The 14,184-nt window shown below is 31.9% G+C and carries 18 protein-coding genes; 11 read left to right on the top strand and 7 right to left on the bottom strand.

The annotated features are described in order from the left end of the window. Positions 1-149: 149 nt before the first annotated feature. The 5 genes from B3C18_RS16730 to B3C18_RS16750 all read right to left on the bottom strand — a co-directional run bounded on the left by B3C18_RS16730 (position 150) and on the right by B3C18_RS16750 (position 4,609). Entirely contained in the window at positions 150-683 is a 534-nt protein-coding gene (locus B3C18_RS16730) for a hypothetical protein (protein ID WP_291149113.1), read from the bottom strand. 63 nt (positions 684-746) lie between these two features. Continuing rightward, positions 747-1,151, bottom strand: coding sequence for an alternative ribosome rescue aminoacyl-tRNA hydrolase ArfB (gene arfB, locus B3C18_RS16735; RefSeq protein WP_291149116.1), 405 nt, complete (start codon positions 1,149-1,151; stop codon positions 747-749). Beyond that, positions 1,151-3,265: a DUF4301 family protein gene (locus B3C18_RS16740; RefSeq protein ID WP_291149118.1), complete on the bottom strand. Its 2,115-nt coding sequence runs from the start codon at positions 3,263-3,265 to the stop codon at positions 1,151-1,153. Before B3C18_RS16740 ends, arfB begins: the two co-directional genes overlap by 1 nt. After that, positions 3,229-3,849 (bottom strand): nicotinamide riboside transporter PnuC, encoded by a 621-nt coding sequence (gene pnuC / locus B3C18_RS16745; protein WP_291149120.1) that lies wholly within the window; start codon positions 3,847-3,849, stop codon positions 3,229-3,231. Before pnuC ends, B3C18_RS16740 begins: the two co-directional genes overlap by 37 nt. A 31-nt stretch (positions 3,850-3,880) precedes the next feature. Continuing rightward, positions 3,881-4,609 (bottom strand): geranylgeranylglyceryl/heptaprenylglyceryl phosphate synthase, encoded by a 729-nt coding sequence (locus B3C18_RS16750; RefSeq protein ID WP_291149122.1) that lies wholly within the window; start codon positions 4,607-4,609, stop codon positions 3,881-3,883. A gap of 94 nt (positions 4,610-4,703) precedes the next feature. Here B3C18_RS16750 and B3C18_RS16755 point away from each other — a divergent pair, with 94 nt between their 5' ends. The 3 genes from B3C18_RS16755 to B3C18_RS16765 all read left to right on the top strand — a co-directional run bounded on the left by B3C18_RS16755 (position 4,704) and on the right by B3C18_RS16765 (position 6,064). After that, complete coding sequence (locus B3C18_RS16755) at positions 4,704-5,300, top strand: Crp/Fnr family transcriptional regulator (RefSeq protein ID WP_291149125.1); 597 nt, start codon at positions 4,704-4,706, stop codon at positions 5,298-5,300. 81 nt (positions 5,301-5,381) lie between these two features. After that, positions 5,382-5,669 (top strand): hypothetical protein, encoded by a 288-nt coding sequence (locus tag B3C18_RS16760; RefSeq protein ID WP_291149128.1) that lies wholly within the window; start codon positions 5,382-5,384, stop codon positions 5,667-5,669. Beyond that, a complete protein-coding gene (locus tag B3C18_RS16765; protein ID WP_291149130.1) occupies positions 5,666-6,064 on the top strand; it encodes a group III truncated hemoglobin in 399 nt (132 codons plus the stop codon). The genes B3C18_RS16760 and B3C18_RS16765 overlap by 4 nt, the downstream gene beginning before the upstream one ends. A 31-nt stretch (positions 6,065-6,095) precedes the next feature. Here the strand turns inward: B3C18_RS16765 and B3C18_RS16770 are convergent, their stop codons facing one another. Together B3C18_RS16770 and B3C18_RS16775 are read right to left on the bottom strand one after the other, a co-directional pair. Continuing rightward, positions 6,096-6,593 (bottom strand): hypothetical protein, encoded by a 498-nt coding sequence (locus B3C18_RS16770; RefSeq protein ID WP_291149132.1) that lies wholly within the window; start codon positions 6,591-6,593, stop codon positions 6,096-6,098. A 26-nt stretch (positions 6,594-6,619) separates the two neighbouring features. Continuing rightward, complete coding sequence (locus tag B3C18_RS16775) at positions 6,620-7,270, bottom strand: 4'-phosphopantetheinyl transferase family protein (RefSeq protein ID WP_291149134.1); 651 nt, start codon at positions 7,268-7,270, stop codon at positions 6,620-6,622. Between the two features lie 290 nt (positions 7,271-7,560). Here B3C18_RS16775 and ahcY point away from each other — a divergent pair, with 290 nt between their 5' ends. The 8 genes from ahcY to B3C18_RS16815 all read left to right on the top strand — a co-directional run bounded on the left by ahcY (position 7,561) and on the right by B3C18_RS16815 (position 13,963). After that, positions 7,561-8,877: an adenosylhomocysteinase gene (gene ahcY, locus B3C18_RS16780; RefSeq protein ID WP_291149136.1), complete on the top strand. Its 1,317-nt coding sequence runs from the start codon at positions 7,561-7,563 to the stop codon at positions 8,875-8,877. 201 nt (positions 8,878-9,078) lie between these two features. Then, positions 9,079-9,642 (top strand): hypothetical protein, encoded by a 564-nt coding sequence (locus B3C18_RS16785; RefSeq protein ID WP_291149140.1) that lies wholly within the window; start codon positions 9,079-9,081, stop codon positions 9,640-9,642. 203 nt (positions 9,643-9,845) lie between these two features. Next, positions 9,846-10,181: a hypothetical protein gene (locus B3C18_RS16790; protein ID WP_291149142.1), complete on the top strand. Its 336-nt coding sequence runs from the start codon at positions 9,846-9,848 to the stop codon at positions 10,179-10,181. Between the two features lie 129 nt (positions 10,182-10,310). Then, a complete protein-coding gene (locus B3C18_RS16795; RefSeq protein WP_291149145.1) occupies positions 10,311-10,595 on the top strand; it encodes a hypothetical protein in 285 nt (94 codons plus the stop codon). Positions 10,596-10,604: 9 nt separating this feature from the next. After that, positions 10,605-11,687, top strand: coding sequence for a hypothetical protein (locus tag B3C18_RS16800; RefSeq protein WP_291149148.1), 1,083 nt, complete (start codon positions 10,605-10,607; stop codon positions 11,685-11,687). Positions 11,688-11,734: 47 nt separating this feature from the next. Beyond that, positions 11,735-12,067, top strand: a complete 333-nt coding sequence (locus tag B3C18_RS16805; protein ID WP_053472588.1) for a DMT family transporter — start codon at positions 11,735-11,737, stop codon at positions 12,065-12,067. Positions 12,068-12,286: 219 nt separating this feature from the next. Beyond that, positions 12,287-13,135: a bifunctional helix-turn-helix domain-containing protein/methylated-DNA--[protein]-cysteine S-methyltransferase gene (locus B3C18_RS16810; protein WP_291149154.1), complete on the top strand. Its 849-nt coding sequence runs from the start codon at positions 12,287-12,289 to the stop codon at positions 13,133-13,135. Between the two features lie 75 nt (positions 13,136-13,210). Continuing rightward, entirely contained in the window at positions 13,211-13,963 is a 753-nt protein-coding gene (locus B3C18_RS16815) for an SDR family oxidoreductase (protein ID WP_291149157.1), read from the top strand. Positions 13,964-14,184: the final 221 nt, after the last annotated feature.

The following is a 14,184-nucleotide window of genomic DNA, read 5'->3' on the forward strand; positions in this document are numbered from 1 at the left end:
AAATTGTCGTTTTTTCCCTTAGCAACATTACTCGCTCAGGTTCTTTGGGTATGATCTCAGCTCGTTATTTAGAGCACCCCTTTGAGACAGTGCAAATGTAATGTTAAAAATTTCAAAAATCAAAAAGCAATGGCAAAAATCAAAGTCAATTACAAATTTGAATTTGCAACGTTTTTCTTTAATTTTTTTATTTGATAATAGATCCCAAAAAACAAACCAATTAAACCGCCAATATATCCAAAATTGTGAATTGAACCAACGTTAATAAAGTCTTGAATATGAATTGTTTCTTTAGGGATATACCAATCTATATTTTTTTCTCTTAAAAAGAAAACTCCGTATATAAAGCCTATAAAACCTAAGAATACAGCGAAACCAATATTTAACAAAATAGATTGTATGGTAAATTTTAAAACTTTTTTAGAATTAAAAAATAATGAAATCAGAGCGTATACAATTCCTATGATAAACCCGACCCACCAAGTCGCCAAAAAACCAATGATTCCTACTTTTACTCTTTCAGATGTAATTCCCCATTGATTCACTCCAAATTGATCAAATTTAAATAAAGTGTAATATTCTTGCGAAATAGTATAGGTAATTTGGTCGTGAAAAATTCCATAGAAACCTGCTATCACAGTTGAAACAAAAACTATTAGAAAAAAATTAAAGATTCTACGCATTTGCAATTTGACTTTTAATCTTGTTTTTAGATGGCCTGTAATTAAATCTTAAAGAAAAAAGTATTATTCCAAGTTAGGTTTTCTCCTCGATTGTTTTCTTTCAGAAATATTCTTTTTATCCTTGATTCTTTTTTTGATTACCGATTTCGGAATCTTTGTAGCTTTTCTAACTTTGGGCACAAACAAACCTTTTTTGATAATTTCTAAAAAACGTTTTATAACTATTTCTTTATTTTTAAGCTGACTTCTGTCTTCGTCGCAATTTAAAATTAAGATATTTTCGGTTGTTAAACGAGCAGGAATATTAGTTTGTAAAAGCAGCTTTTCATCTTCAGATAAAGCTTGTGATGCATTTAAATCAAAAGACAAAACCACTTTTGATGAAACTTTATTTACATTTTGTCCACCCGCGCCACTGCTTCTAACGGCTTTGAAATTTAATTCTGATATTATTTTATCGCTATCCATTATTGTGGCTGATGCGCTGGCTTTAATAAATCATTTACGGTTTTCACCGGATTAAAAGTAATTAACGGAACTGCGACAAAAACGGTTAACCAATTTGCCATTGATCCATTCCATAATCCCGGAAGTTCATAACTTTTTACCGGTTTTCCTTCAACACTTTTCTCAACAATAAATCCTGATTTTTGATCTACAAATTGTTTCAGATCAAATTTTTCACCTTTATAGTTTTTAATTCCGCAAACTAAATCAACTGGATTAAAATGGGTTGCTTCTTCTAAAATTTCAAGCTGTTTTTTATTTGCCAAATCAACTTGAGAAGTTTCTACAATTTGCAAAGAAGTTTCTCCTTTTTCATTCATTACCCAAAACGGCCCGCCGCCCGGTTCTCCTTCATTACGAACCATTCCGCAAACTCTAATTGGTCTGTCTAATAGGTCTTTAATTTTTGCAATTTTATTTTCAAAAGTGAATTTATTAAAATCTTTAGTCATTTGAATGTTTAGCTTTTGCATTAAAATATCAACAATTTCAGCAAGATCATTTTCAGTCACTTCTCCTTTTTCAATTGCTTTTAAATATCCAAATACTTTTTGCTGTACTCCAATTAAAATTCCGCCTAAAGCCTTTTTATACAATGTAATTTTGTCAATATGATTCTGAATTACATTATCAATGTTTTTAATAAAAATGATATCTGAATCCAGATTATTCAAGTTTTCAATTAAAGCACCATGTCCGCCTGGTCTAAAAACCAAATTACCGTTTGCACTTCTAACAATCTTATTTTTTGAGTTAACATTAATAGAATCTGTGCTTTTATTTTGATAAGAATAACCAATATTGATTTTAGTTCCAGATTCAGTTTCAATCTTTTCTTTAACCTCATCAATCGCTTTTTCAAACAAATCCTGATGGATTTCTGAAACTGTAAAATGCAAATTTGAAACACTTTTTGATGTAGCATAATGCACACATTCATTCAAATGTTCTTCAATTGGGTTTGCAATGTGCGTTTTATATAAATGAAATGGCAACACTGCTTTTGGCTTGTTCGCTGAATTATAATAATCAGGAGACAAGAGTAATTTTATAAAATAATAATTTTTATAATCTCTTTCTAAATTTTCAAAATCAGGATAAATTTCTTTTAGCTTTTCATGAACTTCTTCAAAAAAAGGAAACTTATCCATCCCGATAATAAAAATGGCAAGTTCTTTGTCTTTCTTTCTATTTATATAGGCGTTTATTGTTTCTTTTTCAATATCAAAATCATTCAGAAAAGCACTTAAAAATTTGAACATTCTGGTTGCCGCACCAGATGCGGGAACAAATTTTTTAATTTTTAATTTTTCTTTCTGATCATCAAAAAAAGAAGCCTTTTTTTCAAAATCAGCTTCTGACAAGCTTAGAATTCCATTATTGATAGTTGCTGGACTTATTAAGTTGCTTTTAGCAATTCCGTTTTTAAATATTTTTAATTGTTTTAAAATATTTTCGAATGGAATACCATGATTATAAATATCAACGAAATCCTCAGATGACAATCCTTTTTCTTTTAAAGCTCTCAAAGAATCAACAATCGCTTTTGCTTTTGCTAAACGGCTTTCTTTATCGCCCGAAAGTGTTATAAAAGGTTTTTTAGTATTTATTAAAGCTTGTTTAAAGACAGAGAATACGGTTTCTCTTCCTTCCGGAGTATCTCTAATATCATCTTTCTCCCAAGGAACATCAATATCCGTCAGGAAAAATAAATCGTAATCATGTTCTAGTGCCGCTTCGTTTAAAAGAGGATCACAAAAACCATAATATACTTCAGAAAAAACTTTGGTAACCATTAAATTAGTATCGCAAAACAAGTATTTATTTGCTGCAGCAAGTTTTTCATTTTCCAGTGCTGTTTGCCCGTAAGCAATAGGCATCATGTCATCAGCGGTACAAATATGCTGATTTTCTTCCCATTTTTCCTGCAGATAATCACGTGCAAATTCTGGAACCCATTCGGTTTCATAATAATCTGCAAGCTGTTTTGCTAAAGTTGTTTTACCTGTACTTTCAGGGCCAAATAAAGCAATTTTTATTATTGTTGTTTTTTGCTGTCTAAGATCTTTTTCCATTCTAAATAAGCTGAAATAGCCAAAATTGTAAAAATTAAATATTGAAGTGACAGCATCCCTAAGCCGCGATAAGCATAAAGAGGCACTACAATAATATCACCGATAATCCACAATGTCCAGTTTTCGATTTTTTTTCTTGCCATGTACCACATTCCTGCAAAAAAGATTCCAGACGATATCATATCGACATAATTGTCATTGTGTATTTCGTAATCGAAATATTTATAAATCCCGAAAACTACGAAAATGGTCACGAAAAACAATAAAACCCCAATTATTTTTTCATTAAAATTTGTTCTTGTAATTGGCAGGTTATCTTCAACCGTTCCGCCTTTTGCCCAAACATACCAGCCATAAATGCTCATAATCGAGAAATAGGCGTTGATAATCATATCACCAATATAACCGGCAACATATAAAAGATATACTGAAATTACGGTGGCAATTAATCCTGTTGGATAAACCCAGATGTTTTCTTTTTTAGCAAACCAAACACTTAAAATTCCAAAAACAAAGACCAAAAACTCCAAAGCGATATGCCATAATGGAGTGTTTTTATAACTATCAAGAAAAAAGTCAATCATTTTTGTGGTATTTGTGGCTGTTAAATTTTATTTATGAATCAAAAAAATGACTGTCGTTTTCAAAAGCAGTTCCAATAACTACTAAATCAGCACCTGCATTATAGGCATTTTTAATTCCGTGCAAATCTACAATTCCTCCTCCAACAATTACAGGAATTTCTATGTTTTGAGCAATCAATGAGATCATTTCCAGCGGCACCGCTTTTTTTGCACCGCTTCCTGCTTCTAAATAAATTAATTTGTTTCCGAGCATTTCGCCTGCCTGAGCTGTTGCTAAAGCTAAATCAAAATTTTCACGATTAAGCGGTTCTGTTTTACTAACGCGAGCTACTGCGGTTTCATTGCCGCTTTCGATTAAAATATATCCTGTTGAAATAACTTCTAGCTTTGTTTTTTTGAGAATTGGTGCAGCCTGAACCTGATATTCAATTAAATAATCCGGATTTCGGCCAGATAATAGAGACAAGAACAATATAGCATCTGCTTGTGGGGAAATCTGCGACGGATCGCCCGGAAAAATTATAACAGGCAGATTTGTTTTTTGTTTTAACTGCGTAATTAAATCTTCTAAAATGGTACTTTGAACAATACTTCCACCCACAAAAATATGTGTTGCAGGAGATTGGTTTATTTTAAGTAATAAATGATCCAAATTTTCCCAAACAATTTTATCCGGATCCAGAAGAATGGCCAATAGTTTTTGTCCGTTTTTCTTAGCATCCAAAATTTGCTGGTGAATTGTTAATATTTTTTGCTTCATAACGGCAGTAAAAGTAAAAAGTTTTTAACGTAGAAGAACTATTTTGAATGAATTATATTTGTAAACTCTCTGTTAACATCCAAAGAAAACAAATATGATCGCGACTGAATTATTAGAAAAATATGGCGCCTTGAAAAAGTCTTTTGAAAAAAGTGAAATCATTTTTGAAGAAGGAAATCTGCCAACGCATTATTATCAGATAATTTCGGGCGAAATTAAAATGAGTAATTACAATGATGACGGGCGCGAATTTATTCAGGGTATCTTTTATAAAGGGCAGTCTTTTGGAGAACCTCCTTTATTTTTAAACCAAAAATATCCTGCCAATTCTATTGCAGTTGAAGACAGTGAGATTTTGCTGCTCCCTAAAGCAACTTTTTTGAAACTGCTGGAAGAAAATCCTGCAATCAGCATTAAAATAATCGAAAATCTTGCGCAGCGTTTGTATTACAAATCGGTTATGGCTGCTGAAATTTCTACGCATGAACCTGAACATAGAGTATTAAAACTAATTGATCACGGAATTGCTTATTTCAATTTTAAAAAAGATGTAAACGGTTATTTAATCAATTTTACCAGACAGCAAATTGGCGACTTAACCGGTTTACGCGTTGAAACCGTTATTCGAGCTATTAAAGCTTTGGAAAAAAAAGGCGAATTGAAGATTATTAACCGAAAAGTATACCGATAAAATAATTCCTGTTTTATGATTTTAATCATAAAACGCAGCAGTAAAGTGCATGTACCTTTGTAGTATAAAAATCTCAATATCATGACACTATATCAAACAACATTCGAAAATTTCAATAAAAATTATATTGGTTCTGCAACAATGGCTGTAATTGGTCAAAGCTGTTTAGGTGCAGCTGCAGCAATGTATATTCTTTCTCACGGAACTTCTATTGGTCAAATGATTCAATTGGCCATTATTGTATTGGCTTGTATCTTTGTGAACACTTCAATTTTGGCACAAATGAAACATAGAATTGTTTTTAACCTTTTAATTCTTAGTACATTTTTAAGTGTATTGTTTATTCTTTTAAATACCTTTATTCTGTGAAAAAGCAAATAGAAAATAGAGCCGATATTTCTTTCTTAGTACATCATTTCTATGCTAAAATAAGAGCCGATAAAGAAATCGGCTTTTATTTTAATATGATTATAAAAGATTGGGACGCACATTTGGAAAAACTGACTGATTTTTGGGAAACTAATTTGTTTGCCGTAAAAAAATACAAAGGAAATCCGCATGCTGTCCACAATGAAGTTGACGCACATTTTGATAGTAAAATAACCGCTAATGAATTCGGAATATGGCTTAATCATTGGGCTCAGACATTAGACGAGCATTTTGAAGGCGAAAATGTGGAAACACTAAAAAGACGCGCTCGTAAAATGAGCACTTTTTTATATGTGAGTATGTTTGAGCATCGAAAAAAAGAAAGCGAATTTTAAAAACTGAACTTACATTCTACAGTAAGAAACTTTATAAATTATAAATTTCTTTTACAAGTAATTTTGATTTTTCAATAATATAAAATGAATCTTCATCTAATACATCTTTAGGATTTAAAACATTGTTGTTTTCGAAAATAAATTTTTTAACAACCTGATTTATAGGTTTTAACTTTCGATTGTATTCAATTTTCATCAATTCTGAATATATTAACTCTCCATCTTTATAGTATAGATTTAAGTGCTCAATCCCCTTTGGTGTAGTTTCGCTGTATTTAATTCTTAATGGCTTTTTCTTTTCTTCATCATTAAAAAAATACGCTTCCCATCCATAATTTTTATTTGGTCCATGCGAATATTTAACTATCCCTTCAATTATTCCTTCGGTTTTTTGCTTCCCAATACTGTCAATAAATCTAACTTGATAATTAATTTCATCAGCTTTAGCTTCAAATTCTGATTTAATTTTTTGTCCATAAATCAATTGCAATGATTGTAAAAACCAGATTATAACAAATAGTTTTTTCATTTTATTACAGACCATTAATATTAAAACTATTTCTCAAAGGCATATACCAAAGTAAAATTCCCTTCAAAATTATCTGATTTGATTTCTTTGTAATGCACGTCAAAATCTTTTATTAAATCGTCAAAATGAAGGCTTGCCTGTGCTTGAGATTCATTTAAAGAGAAATCATCAACTTTGATATGATCTTTAAAACTAATTCCTTTTTCATTTCTAATTTTAAAGATTGCTTCTTTTGCACCCCAGATTACTGTGAGTTTTTTAACGTATTCTCCTAAAATATTTGGATTTAAATATTCGAATTCTGTATCGACAAATTTATCAGCAATGCGAAGGATTTTTTCGCGTTGCAATTCCATGTCAATTCCTACTGTTTCGTGGCTTATAATTATGGCCGCAAAATGATACGAATGTGTTATTGAAATATAATTATGACAATCGAAATAAGGTTTCCCAAATTCGTCATAATGCAAATCTTTATCTGTAAAACCCATTTCCTGAATCAACATGCGAACACTTAAAAAAGCACGCTGATGCATTTGCGATTTCATTCCGTCCAGTCTTTTTTGTGTTTTTTCTTTCAACACAACTTTGCTCAATAACTCCTCTAAGGACTCGGTTATTTCCCAAATTAAGATTTTAGTCGTTTCGTTAAACTGTATGGTTTGAAATAAAGGCATTCGTGTTGTTCGTTACGGTTATTATTTTTAACCATATAAGTTATGTAAGAAAATACAACTATTAGGTCAAAAAATGTATTAAGTAAATATAAGCAATTCGCAGCAAAGGTAATAGTTTAGGAATCTTTTTTAAATGAACTTATATCACTTATATGGTTAAAAACGATTCATAAACTAATGTTCTAGAGATTAAGAATTTAAAGATTTCACAAATCTTACAGAAAGTAGTAAAAATAAAAAGGTATTCCGTAAATTTGCAAAAATTTTACAATTATACAAATATACTATAAATGAGTACTACAACTACGCCTTTTGTGGCTTTCAAAGTAAAAGACATTTCTCTAGCGGCTTGGGGAAGAAAAGAAATTGAACTGGCTGAGGCTGAAATGCCAGGTTTAATGGCGCTTCGTGCTGAATACAAAGACGAACAACCTCTTGCAGGTGCTCGTATTGCTGGATGTTTACACATGACGATTCAAACTGCAGTTTTGATCGAAACTTTAATTGCTCTTGGTGCTGAAGTTACTTGGTCTTCTTGTAACATTTTCTCTACTCAGGATCAGGCTGCTGCTGCTATTGCTGCTGCTGGAATTCAGGTTTATGCTTGGAAAGGTCTTGATGAGCAATCATTTGACTGGTGTATTGAGCAAACTTTATTCTTTGGTGAAGACAGAAAACCATTGAACATGATTCTTGATGATGGTGGAGATTTAACTAACATGGTTATTGATCGTTTTCCTGAATTAGTTCCTGGAATTAAAGGTCTTTCTGAAGAAACTACAACTGGTGTTCACAGACTTTACGAAAGAGTAAAAGCTGGAACTTTACCAATGCCTGCAATCAACATTAATGACTCTGTTACTAAATCTAAATTTGATAACAAATACGGATGTAAAGAATCTGCTGTAGATGCTGTACGTCGTGCAACTGACTTAATGTTAGCTGGAAAAAGAGTTATCGTTTGTGGATACGGTGATGTTGGAAAAGGAACTGCTGCTTCTTTCAGAGGTGCAGGTTCTATTGTAACTGTTACTGAAATCGATCCAATTTGTGCTTTACAAGCTGCAATGGACGGTTATGAAGTTAAAAAATTAAACACTGTAATTGCTAATGCTGATATCATCATTACAACTACTGGAAATAAAGATATCGTTCTTGGAAGTCATTTCGAGCAAATGAAAGACAAAACTGTTGTTTGTAACATTGGGCACTTTGATAACGAAATTGATATGGCTTGGTTAAACAAAAACCACGGTGCATCAAAAATCGAAATCAAACCTCAGGTTGACAAATATACTATCGCTGGAAAAGATATCATCATTCTTGCTGAAGGTCGTTTAGTTAACCTTGGTTGTGCTACAGGTCACCCAAGTTTTGTAATGAGTAACTCATTTACAAATCAAACTTTAGCTCAAATCGAATTATGGAAAAATAGTGCTGCTTACAACAATGACGTTTATATGTTACCAAAACATTTAGATGAAAAAGTTGCTGCTTTACACTTAGCTAAATTAGGCGTTGAACTTGAAGTTTTACGTGACGATCAAGCTGCTTATATTGGTGTTCCTGTTGAAGGTCCATTCAAACCAGAATACTACAGATACTAAAAATTTAAGATTTCTGATCTTAGATTTTAGATTTATCTAATGCATAGTCCAAACCCGACAGGTTTTAAAAACTTGTCGGGTTTTGTTTTTTATTCAGTTTTCAGAAAATCTTTTACTTTTTATATCTCAGAACAAGACCTTAAAATTAATCAGATAATTTTTGAATATATTTGGATTCCAAAATCAGCCAAAAACAAAATCATGAAATTACATTTTATTACAACTCTGCTAATAATATTGCCATTTTTTGCTTCCGCACAAGTTTACAACCAACGAATGCAAATGAATCAACAAATGAATGCACAAAATCAAAAATGGGCTAGTGAACGCGATAGAGCTGACCGTCAATGGAGTCAGCAAGCAATGTTCAATCGATTGCAAAATAAGAACTCAAAAACTCAAAAAGCACTGGACAATGAAGAAAAAAACAAAGAGAAGTTAGAAGAAAAAACCACAAAACTAAATGCCGATCTGAAAAAACAGCAAGACCAATTAACAACACTTGAAAATTCTCCTAATAATGCAAATAGTGATGTTCAAAAAAACATACAGAAAACTAAAGAGCAAATAGCAAAATCTGAAGAAAAGCTAAACAAAGCCAAAACTGAACTGGAAACAAGTTCAAAGAAAGTTGAAAGTTTAAAAAAAGAAATGGAAATTTCTCTAACAAAAAAAGCAGATCTCGAAAAAAAGGAAAAAGAAGAAGCAGAAAGAAAGAAAAAGCAAGAAGAAATAAATCAAGCTCTTTTAAAAAGCGTAAAATAAAAATAAGTAATTTTATATTTGGCTATACTACGATTTCAAAATATAAGTATATTTTTGAAGACCAAAACCAAATTATGAGAACATCCCTAATTGCGTTAATAATCATAATATTTCCGCTTTTTGTAGCCGCACAAAATTCTGATCCTTCAAAACCTGAATTGCAGAAGACAATGTATCCATGGATGGAGCCAAAGCTTTCAAAAATGGAAAGCACAAAAAATCTTTCTAAAGGTAAAGTACAAAGAGCGAAAAACAGAATTGCGCGAGAAGAACAAAAACTTATAAAACTTGGACAAGAAGAATGGAAAATAGAATTGGATTTGAAAGCGCAACTTGAAAATTTAAAGCAACTTGAAAATTCTCCGGAAAAAAGCAATGATCCTGATCATCAGAAAGATATTGAAAAAGCAAAAATACGGATAGCTAAATCACAGGAGAAATTAAATAAGGCTAAAGCTGAAGTAGAATTAAGCACTAAAACACTGAATGATTATGAAGTAGCTTTAAAAGACGCTAGACTTACGAAATACGGTTCTTAAAAATCATTTCAAACCCGACAGTTTTTAAAAGCTGTCGGGTTTTCTGTTTAGAACCCAAATTTCAGAATCCGAAATTTTAAGTTTAAATTTGAAATTAAAGAACTCTCCAAAATAAAATTCTTTAAAAATATGATCGAAAAAGTTTTATGTGATATACATGGTTCAAAAGAAATGTCTTTCAGCTGTATTCACATTGCAATGGCAATAGACTCCAAAGAAAAAGTAGGTTTCTTCTATTCAGAAGCCGAAAAAGATCTTCCCCAAATTGCATGGTGCGAAGAATGCGAACAATATCTTTTAGATAATGACGAAGAATGGACAGAAGTTTTTCAAGCTAAAGCCGATTTTAAAATGTTGTGTATTGATTGCTTTGATGAAGCAAAAAATAATGAAGCAGAAATTCATCTTCGATAAATAAATTTCATGAAAAAGAGTATAGTACTTTATATATTTCTCGTTCTAAATTTTACAGCATTCGCTCAAAATAACGATATCTGGGTTTCTTTTTGGAACAAAGACACTACGCTTATTGGATTTAAAGATAAAAACTGCATTGTCAAAATAGAACCAAAATTTACTACTGGTTTTACAACTGCCCGTAAATTTGAAAATATTATTGCCGCTAGTGAAGAAAAAGATGGGAAATGGGAAAGCTATTATTTAACCAAAACAGGAAGAATAGTTGGTCGTGACAGTTTATATAGTTTTGACAATGGCCCAGATTGTGAAAATGAAGGTTTAATACGATTTACAGACCGCAAAACCGATAAAATGGGAATGTTTAATGGCGAGGGAAAAATTGTAATTCCTGCAGAATACAGCAATTTAACTAAAGCCAAAAACGAAATGTTCATAGGATTAAAAGACGCTAAAAAAGAAATGGATGGAGAACATTTTTTCTGGAAAGGAGGAAAAGAATTCTTAATCGACACTAACAATAAAATCTTAATTGAAAATTTTGCTTACAACGATGATTTAAATTTTTACTCTTTGGAAAAATCAAAAGAGCCAAGCAAAAATCCGATAAGAGAAAATTTCCTTGGGGTTGACGGACAATATTATTCGTTTGTAAATTTTGATAAAGAATTTAAATATTGGTTGCAGAACACACTGCTTTCAGATCTATCTAAAACCAATTTAGAAAAACATTCTTTTGATAAAATCTCGTATTGGAAAGAACCAAACGGCTGGATAAATTCATCCAAAACTAAATTTATCAATCAAAATTATATCTATTTAAAATCAAAACTTCAGGAACTCAAAAATCCAAAAACGGATTACTTTGTTTCTACTGACGGGTTAAATCAGTTTATTTTTGAATCAAGCGAATACGAAATATACTTCAACAATTGCAATGAATCTAAAGATTGGATATATCCAGTTAAAAATATCGTGATCAATCCAAAAAATAAAACTGATCACGGACAAGATCATCTTGAATTTTTAAGAACTAAAAATGGATATAAATTAATCAGCGTTTCTGCAAGAAAAGATAATCTTAAATAATTCTTTCTCCTTTCATACAAAGCTTAACTTTGTAAAAAACCGGAACCATGAAGAATTTTTTATTTTTATTTATTGCCATTATCTTCGAAATCATTGCAACATCGGCATTAAAAAAGTCTGAACAGTTTACACAACTTTTACCAAGTATTATAACCGTTGTTGGCTATTTTGCTGCGTTTTATTTTTTGAGTTTTGCCATCAGAACAATTCCGGTTGGTTTTGCCTATGCGATTTGGTCTGGAGTTGGAATTGTTTTAATTACAATCATTGGTGCTGTTTTCTTTAAAGAAATCCCAGATTTACCTGCGATAATTGGATTGAGTTTAATTATAATTGGTGTTGTGGTTATTAATGTTTTTTCGAAAACTACGGCACATTGAGACATAATGCCACGAAGTCGCTAAGACACAAAGTTTTTATTTTTTAAGTTTATATCAATCTTTGCCGATTTACTTTGCGTTCCTTCGACTTCGCTCAGGATGACAATATTGTAAAGAAAAACTTAGCGACTTTGTGTCTTTGCGGCAAAAAACAAAGCAAGTTTCGGATTTTATACCTGCAAAAACCAATCGATCTTTGCCTTATAAAATTGAATGAAAATGAACACACAGGAAAACATCAATTATAATCGTATCGCAGATGCTATCGATTATATCAAAGCAAATTTTAAAGACCAGCCCAATCTTGATGAAGTTGCAGAGAAAGTGCATTTGAGTCCGTTTCACTTTCAGAGGCTTTTCAGCGATTGGGCGGGAACAAGTCCGAAGAAGTTTTTGCAGTATACCAGTTTGGAACACGCGAAAAAATTACTCAAAGAAAATCAGGCAACTATTTCTGAAACTGCATACGAAACGGGACTTTCAGGCACTAGCCGACTTCATGATTTATTTGTAAATATTGAAGGAATGACGCCTGCCGAATATAAAAACGGCGGAAAAAATCTGGAAATAAATTACAGTTTTGCCGAAAGTCCGTTTGGGAATATTATTGTGGCTTCAACTCAAAAAGGTGTTTGTTTTATGGCTTTCGCCGAAGATGAAGCTATCGGATTTAATGATTTAAAATACAAATTTCCGAATGCTGCTTTTTCCCGAAAACTTGATTTAGCACAGCAAAATGCTCTTTTTATTTTCCAAAATGACTGGAGTAAATTATCTGAAATAAAACTGCATTTAAAAGGAACCGATTTTCAACTGAAGGTTTGGGAAACTTTATTAAAAATTCCAATGGGGCAGCTTTCTACTTATGGAACTATTGCGCATCAAATTCAAAAACCAAATGCTTCCCGTGCTGTTGGAACTGCAATTGGGAGTAATCCTGTCGCATTTTTAATTCCATGTCATCGCGTAATTCAGTCTTCGGGAATCTTTGGCGGTTATATGTGGGGAAATACCCGAAAAACGGCAATAATTGGCTGGGAAGGCGCAGTTACAAATTCAGAAATTTAATACAAAACCGCAAGTTTCGGATTTTTTCCCTTTTCTATTTTTAAAATCTTTGCATCATAATTAAAAACAATAAAAATGCAAAGATTTAAAAACAAAGTCGTATTTATTACAGGCGGAACGAATGGAATGGGGTTTGCGACAGCGCAGGAATTTATCAGTAATGGTGCTAAAGTTATTATAACAGGACGCAGTCAGGAAACAGTAGATAAAGCTATAGAAAATTTAGGTTCTAATGCAATTGGAATTGTATCAAATGCCGGAAAATTATCTGATATTTTAGAATTACAAACCCAAATAAAGGCACACACAGATAAAGTAGATGTTTTATTTGTCAATGCGGGATATGGAAAATTCGGCCCTATTGAAATGGTAAGTATTGTAGATTTTGATGAAATATTCGATATGTTGGTAAAAGGAACTTTTTTTACTGTTCAGCAATTACTGCCTATAATGCAAAAAGGTAGTTCGATAATTCTAAATACTACATTTTTGACAGAAGTAGGCCATCCAAACATGTCTGTCTATACTGCTGCAAAAGCAGCTGTTCAATCGTTTATCAAAACGTTTGCTGCTGAATGCACTTCAAAAAACATTCGTGTAAATGGTATTAGCCCAGGATACATTAAAACAAATATTTTCAACAATACCGGTATGAGTTCAGAACAAATAGAAGGAACAATTGATGCTGTTACTCCTACTCTGCCATTTAAACGTTTTGGAGAACCTTCTGAAATAGCAAAAACTGTTCTTTTCTTAGCCTCAGATGATGCTTCTTATATTCATGGTATAGAAATTACTGTGGATGGGGGATTATCAAAAACGAAATAACTCCAATAAATTCTAAAGTTTAATTTACGTCAAAGCATATCCGTAGAGACGCACAGCAGCGCGTTTACTTAACAGGTGTCATCAATACATGATGTTAGACGCACTGCTGTACGTCTCTACGGATATGCTTTGTTAAAAACTCAATCTTTATTTAATCATTTATGCAAGCTATACAATCAAAAATGGCTTCCCAAAACTGGGAAAGCATCACCGAATCTATG

The organism is Flavobacterium sp. UBA7680, from assembly GCF_002482975.1.
Taxonomy (GTDB): domain Bacteria; phylum Bacteroidota; class Bacteroidia; order Flavobacteriales; family Flavobacteriaceae; genus Flavobacterium.

Bases quoted from the DNA above. Each gene is read 5' to 3' on its own strand.
- B3C18_RS16730 (WP_291149113.1), bottom strand. From the start codon at position 683: ATGCGTAGAATCTTTAATTTTTTTCTAATAGTTTTTGTTTCAACTGTG.
- arfB (WP_291149116.1), bottom strand. From the start codon at position 1,151: ATGGATAGCGATAAAATAATATCAGAATTAAATTTCAAAGCCGTTAGA.
- B3C18_RS16740 (WP_291149118.1), bottom strand. From the start codon at position 3,265: ATGGAAAAAGATCTTAGACAGCAAAAAACAACAATAATAAAAATTGCT.
- pnuC (WP_291149120.1), bottom strand. From the start codon at position 3,849: ATGATTGACTTTTTTCTTGATAGTTATAAAAACACTCCATTATGGCAT.
- B3C18_RS16750 (WP_291149122.1), bottom strand. From the start codon at position 4,609: ATGAAGCAAAAAATATTAACAATTCACCAGCAAATTTTGGATGCTAAG.
- B3C18_RS16755 (WP_291149125.1), top strand. From the start codon at position 4,704: ATGATCGCGACTGAATTATTAGAAAAATATGGCGCCTTGAAAAAGTCT.
- B3C18_RS16760 (WP_291149128.1), top strand. From the start codon at position 5,382: ATGACACTATATCAAACAACATTCGAAAATTTCAATAAAAATTATATT.
- B3C18_RS16770 (WP_291149132.1), bottom strand. From the start codon at position 6,593: ATGAAAAAACTATTTGTTATAATCTGGTTTTTACAATCATTGCAATTG.
- B3C18_RS16775 (WP_291149134.1), bottom strand. From the start codon at position 7,270: ATGCCTTTATTTCAAACCATACAGTTTAACGAAACGACTAAAATCTTA.
- ahcY (WP_291149136.1), top strand. From the start codon at position 7,561: ATGAGTACTACAACTACGCCTTTTGTGGCTTTCAAAGTAAAAGACATT.
- B3C18_RS16785 (WP_291149140.1), top strand. From the start codon at position 9,079: ATGAAATTACATTTTATTACAACTCTGCTAATAATATTGCCATTTTTT.
- B3C18_RS16790 (WP_291149142.1), top strand. From the start codon at position 9,846: ATGGAAAGCACAAAAAATCTTTCTAAAGGTAAAGTACAAAGAGCGAAA.
- B3C18_RS16795 (WP_291149145.1), top strand. From the start codon at position 10,311: ATGATCGAAAAAGTTTTATGTGATATACATGGTTCAAAAGAAATGTCT.
- B3C18_RS16800 (WP_291149148.1), top strand. From the start codon at position 10,605: ATGAAAAAGAGTATAGTACTTTATATATTTCTCGTTCTAAATTTTACA.
- B3C18_RS16805 (WP_053472588.1), top strand. From the start codon at position 11,735: ATGAAGAATTTTTTATTTTTATTTATTGCCATTATCTTCGAAATCATT.
- B3C18_RS16810 (WP_291149154.1), top strand. From the start codon at position 12,287: ATGAACACACAGGAAAACATCAATTATAATCGTATCGCAGATGCTATC.
- B3C18_RS16815 (WP_291149157.1), top strand. From the start codon at position 13,211: ATGCAAAGATTTAAAAACAAAGTCGTATTTATTACAGGCGGAACGAAT.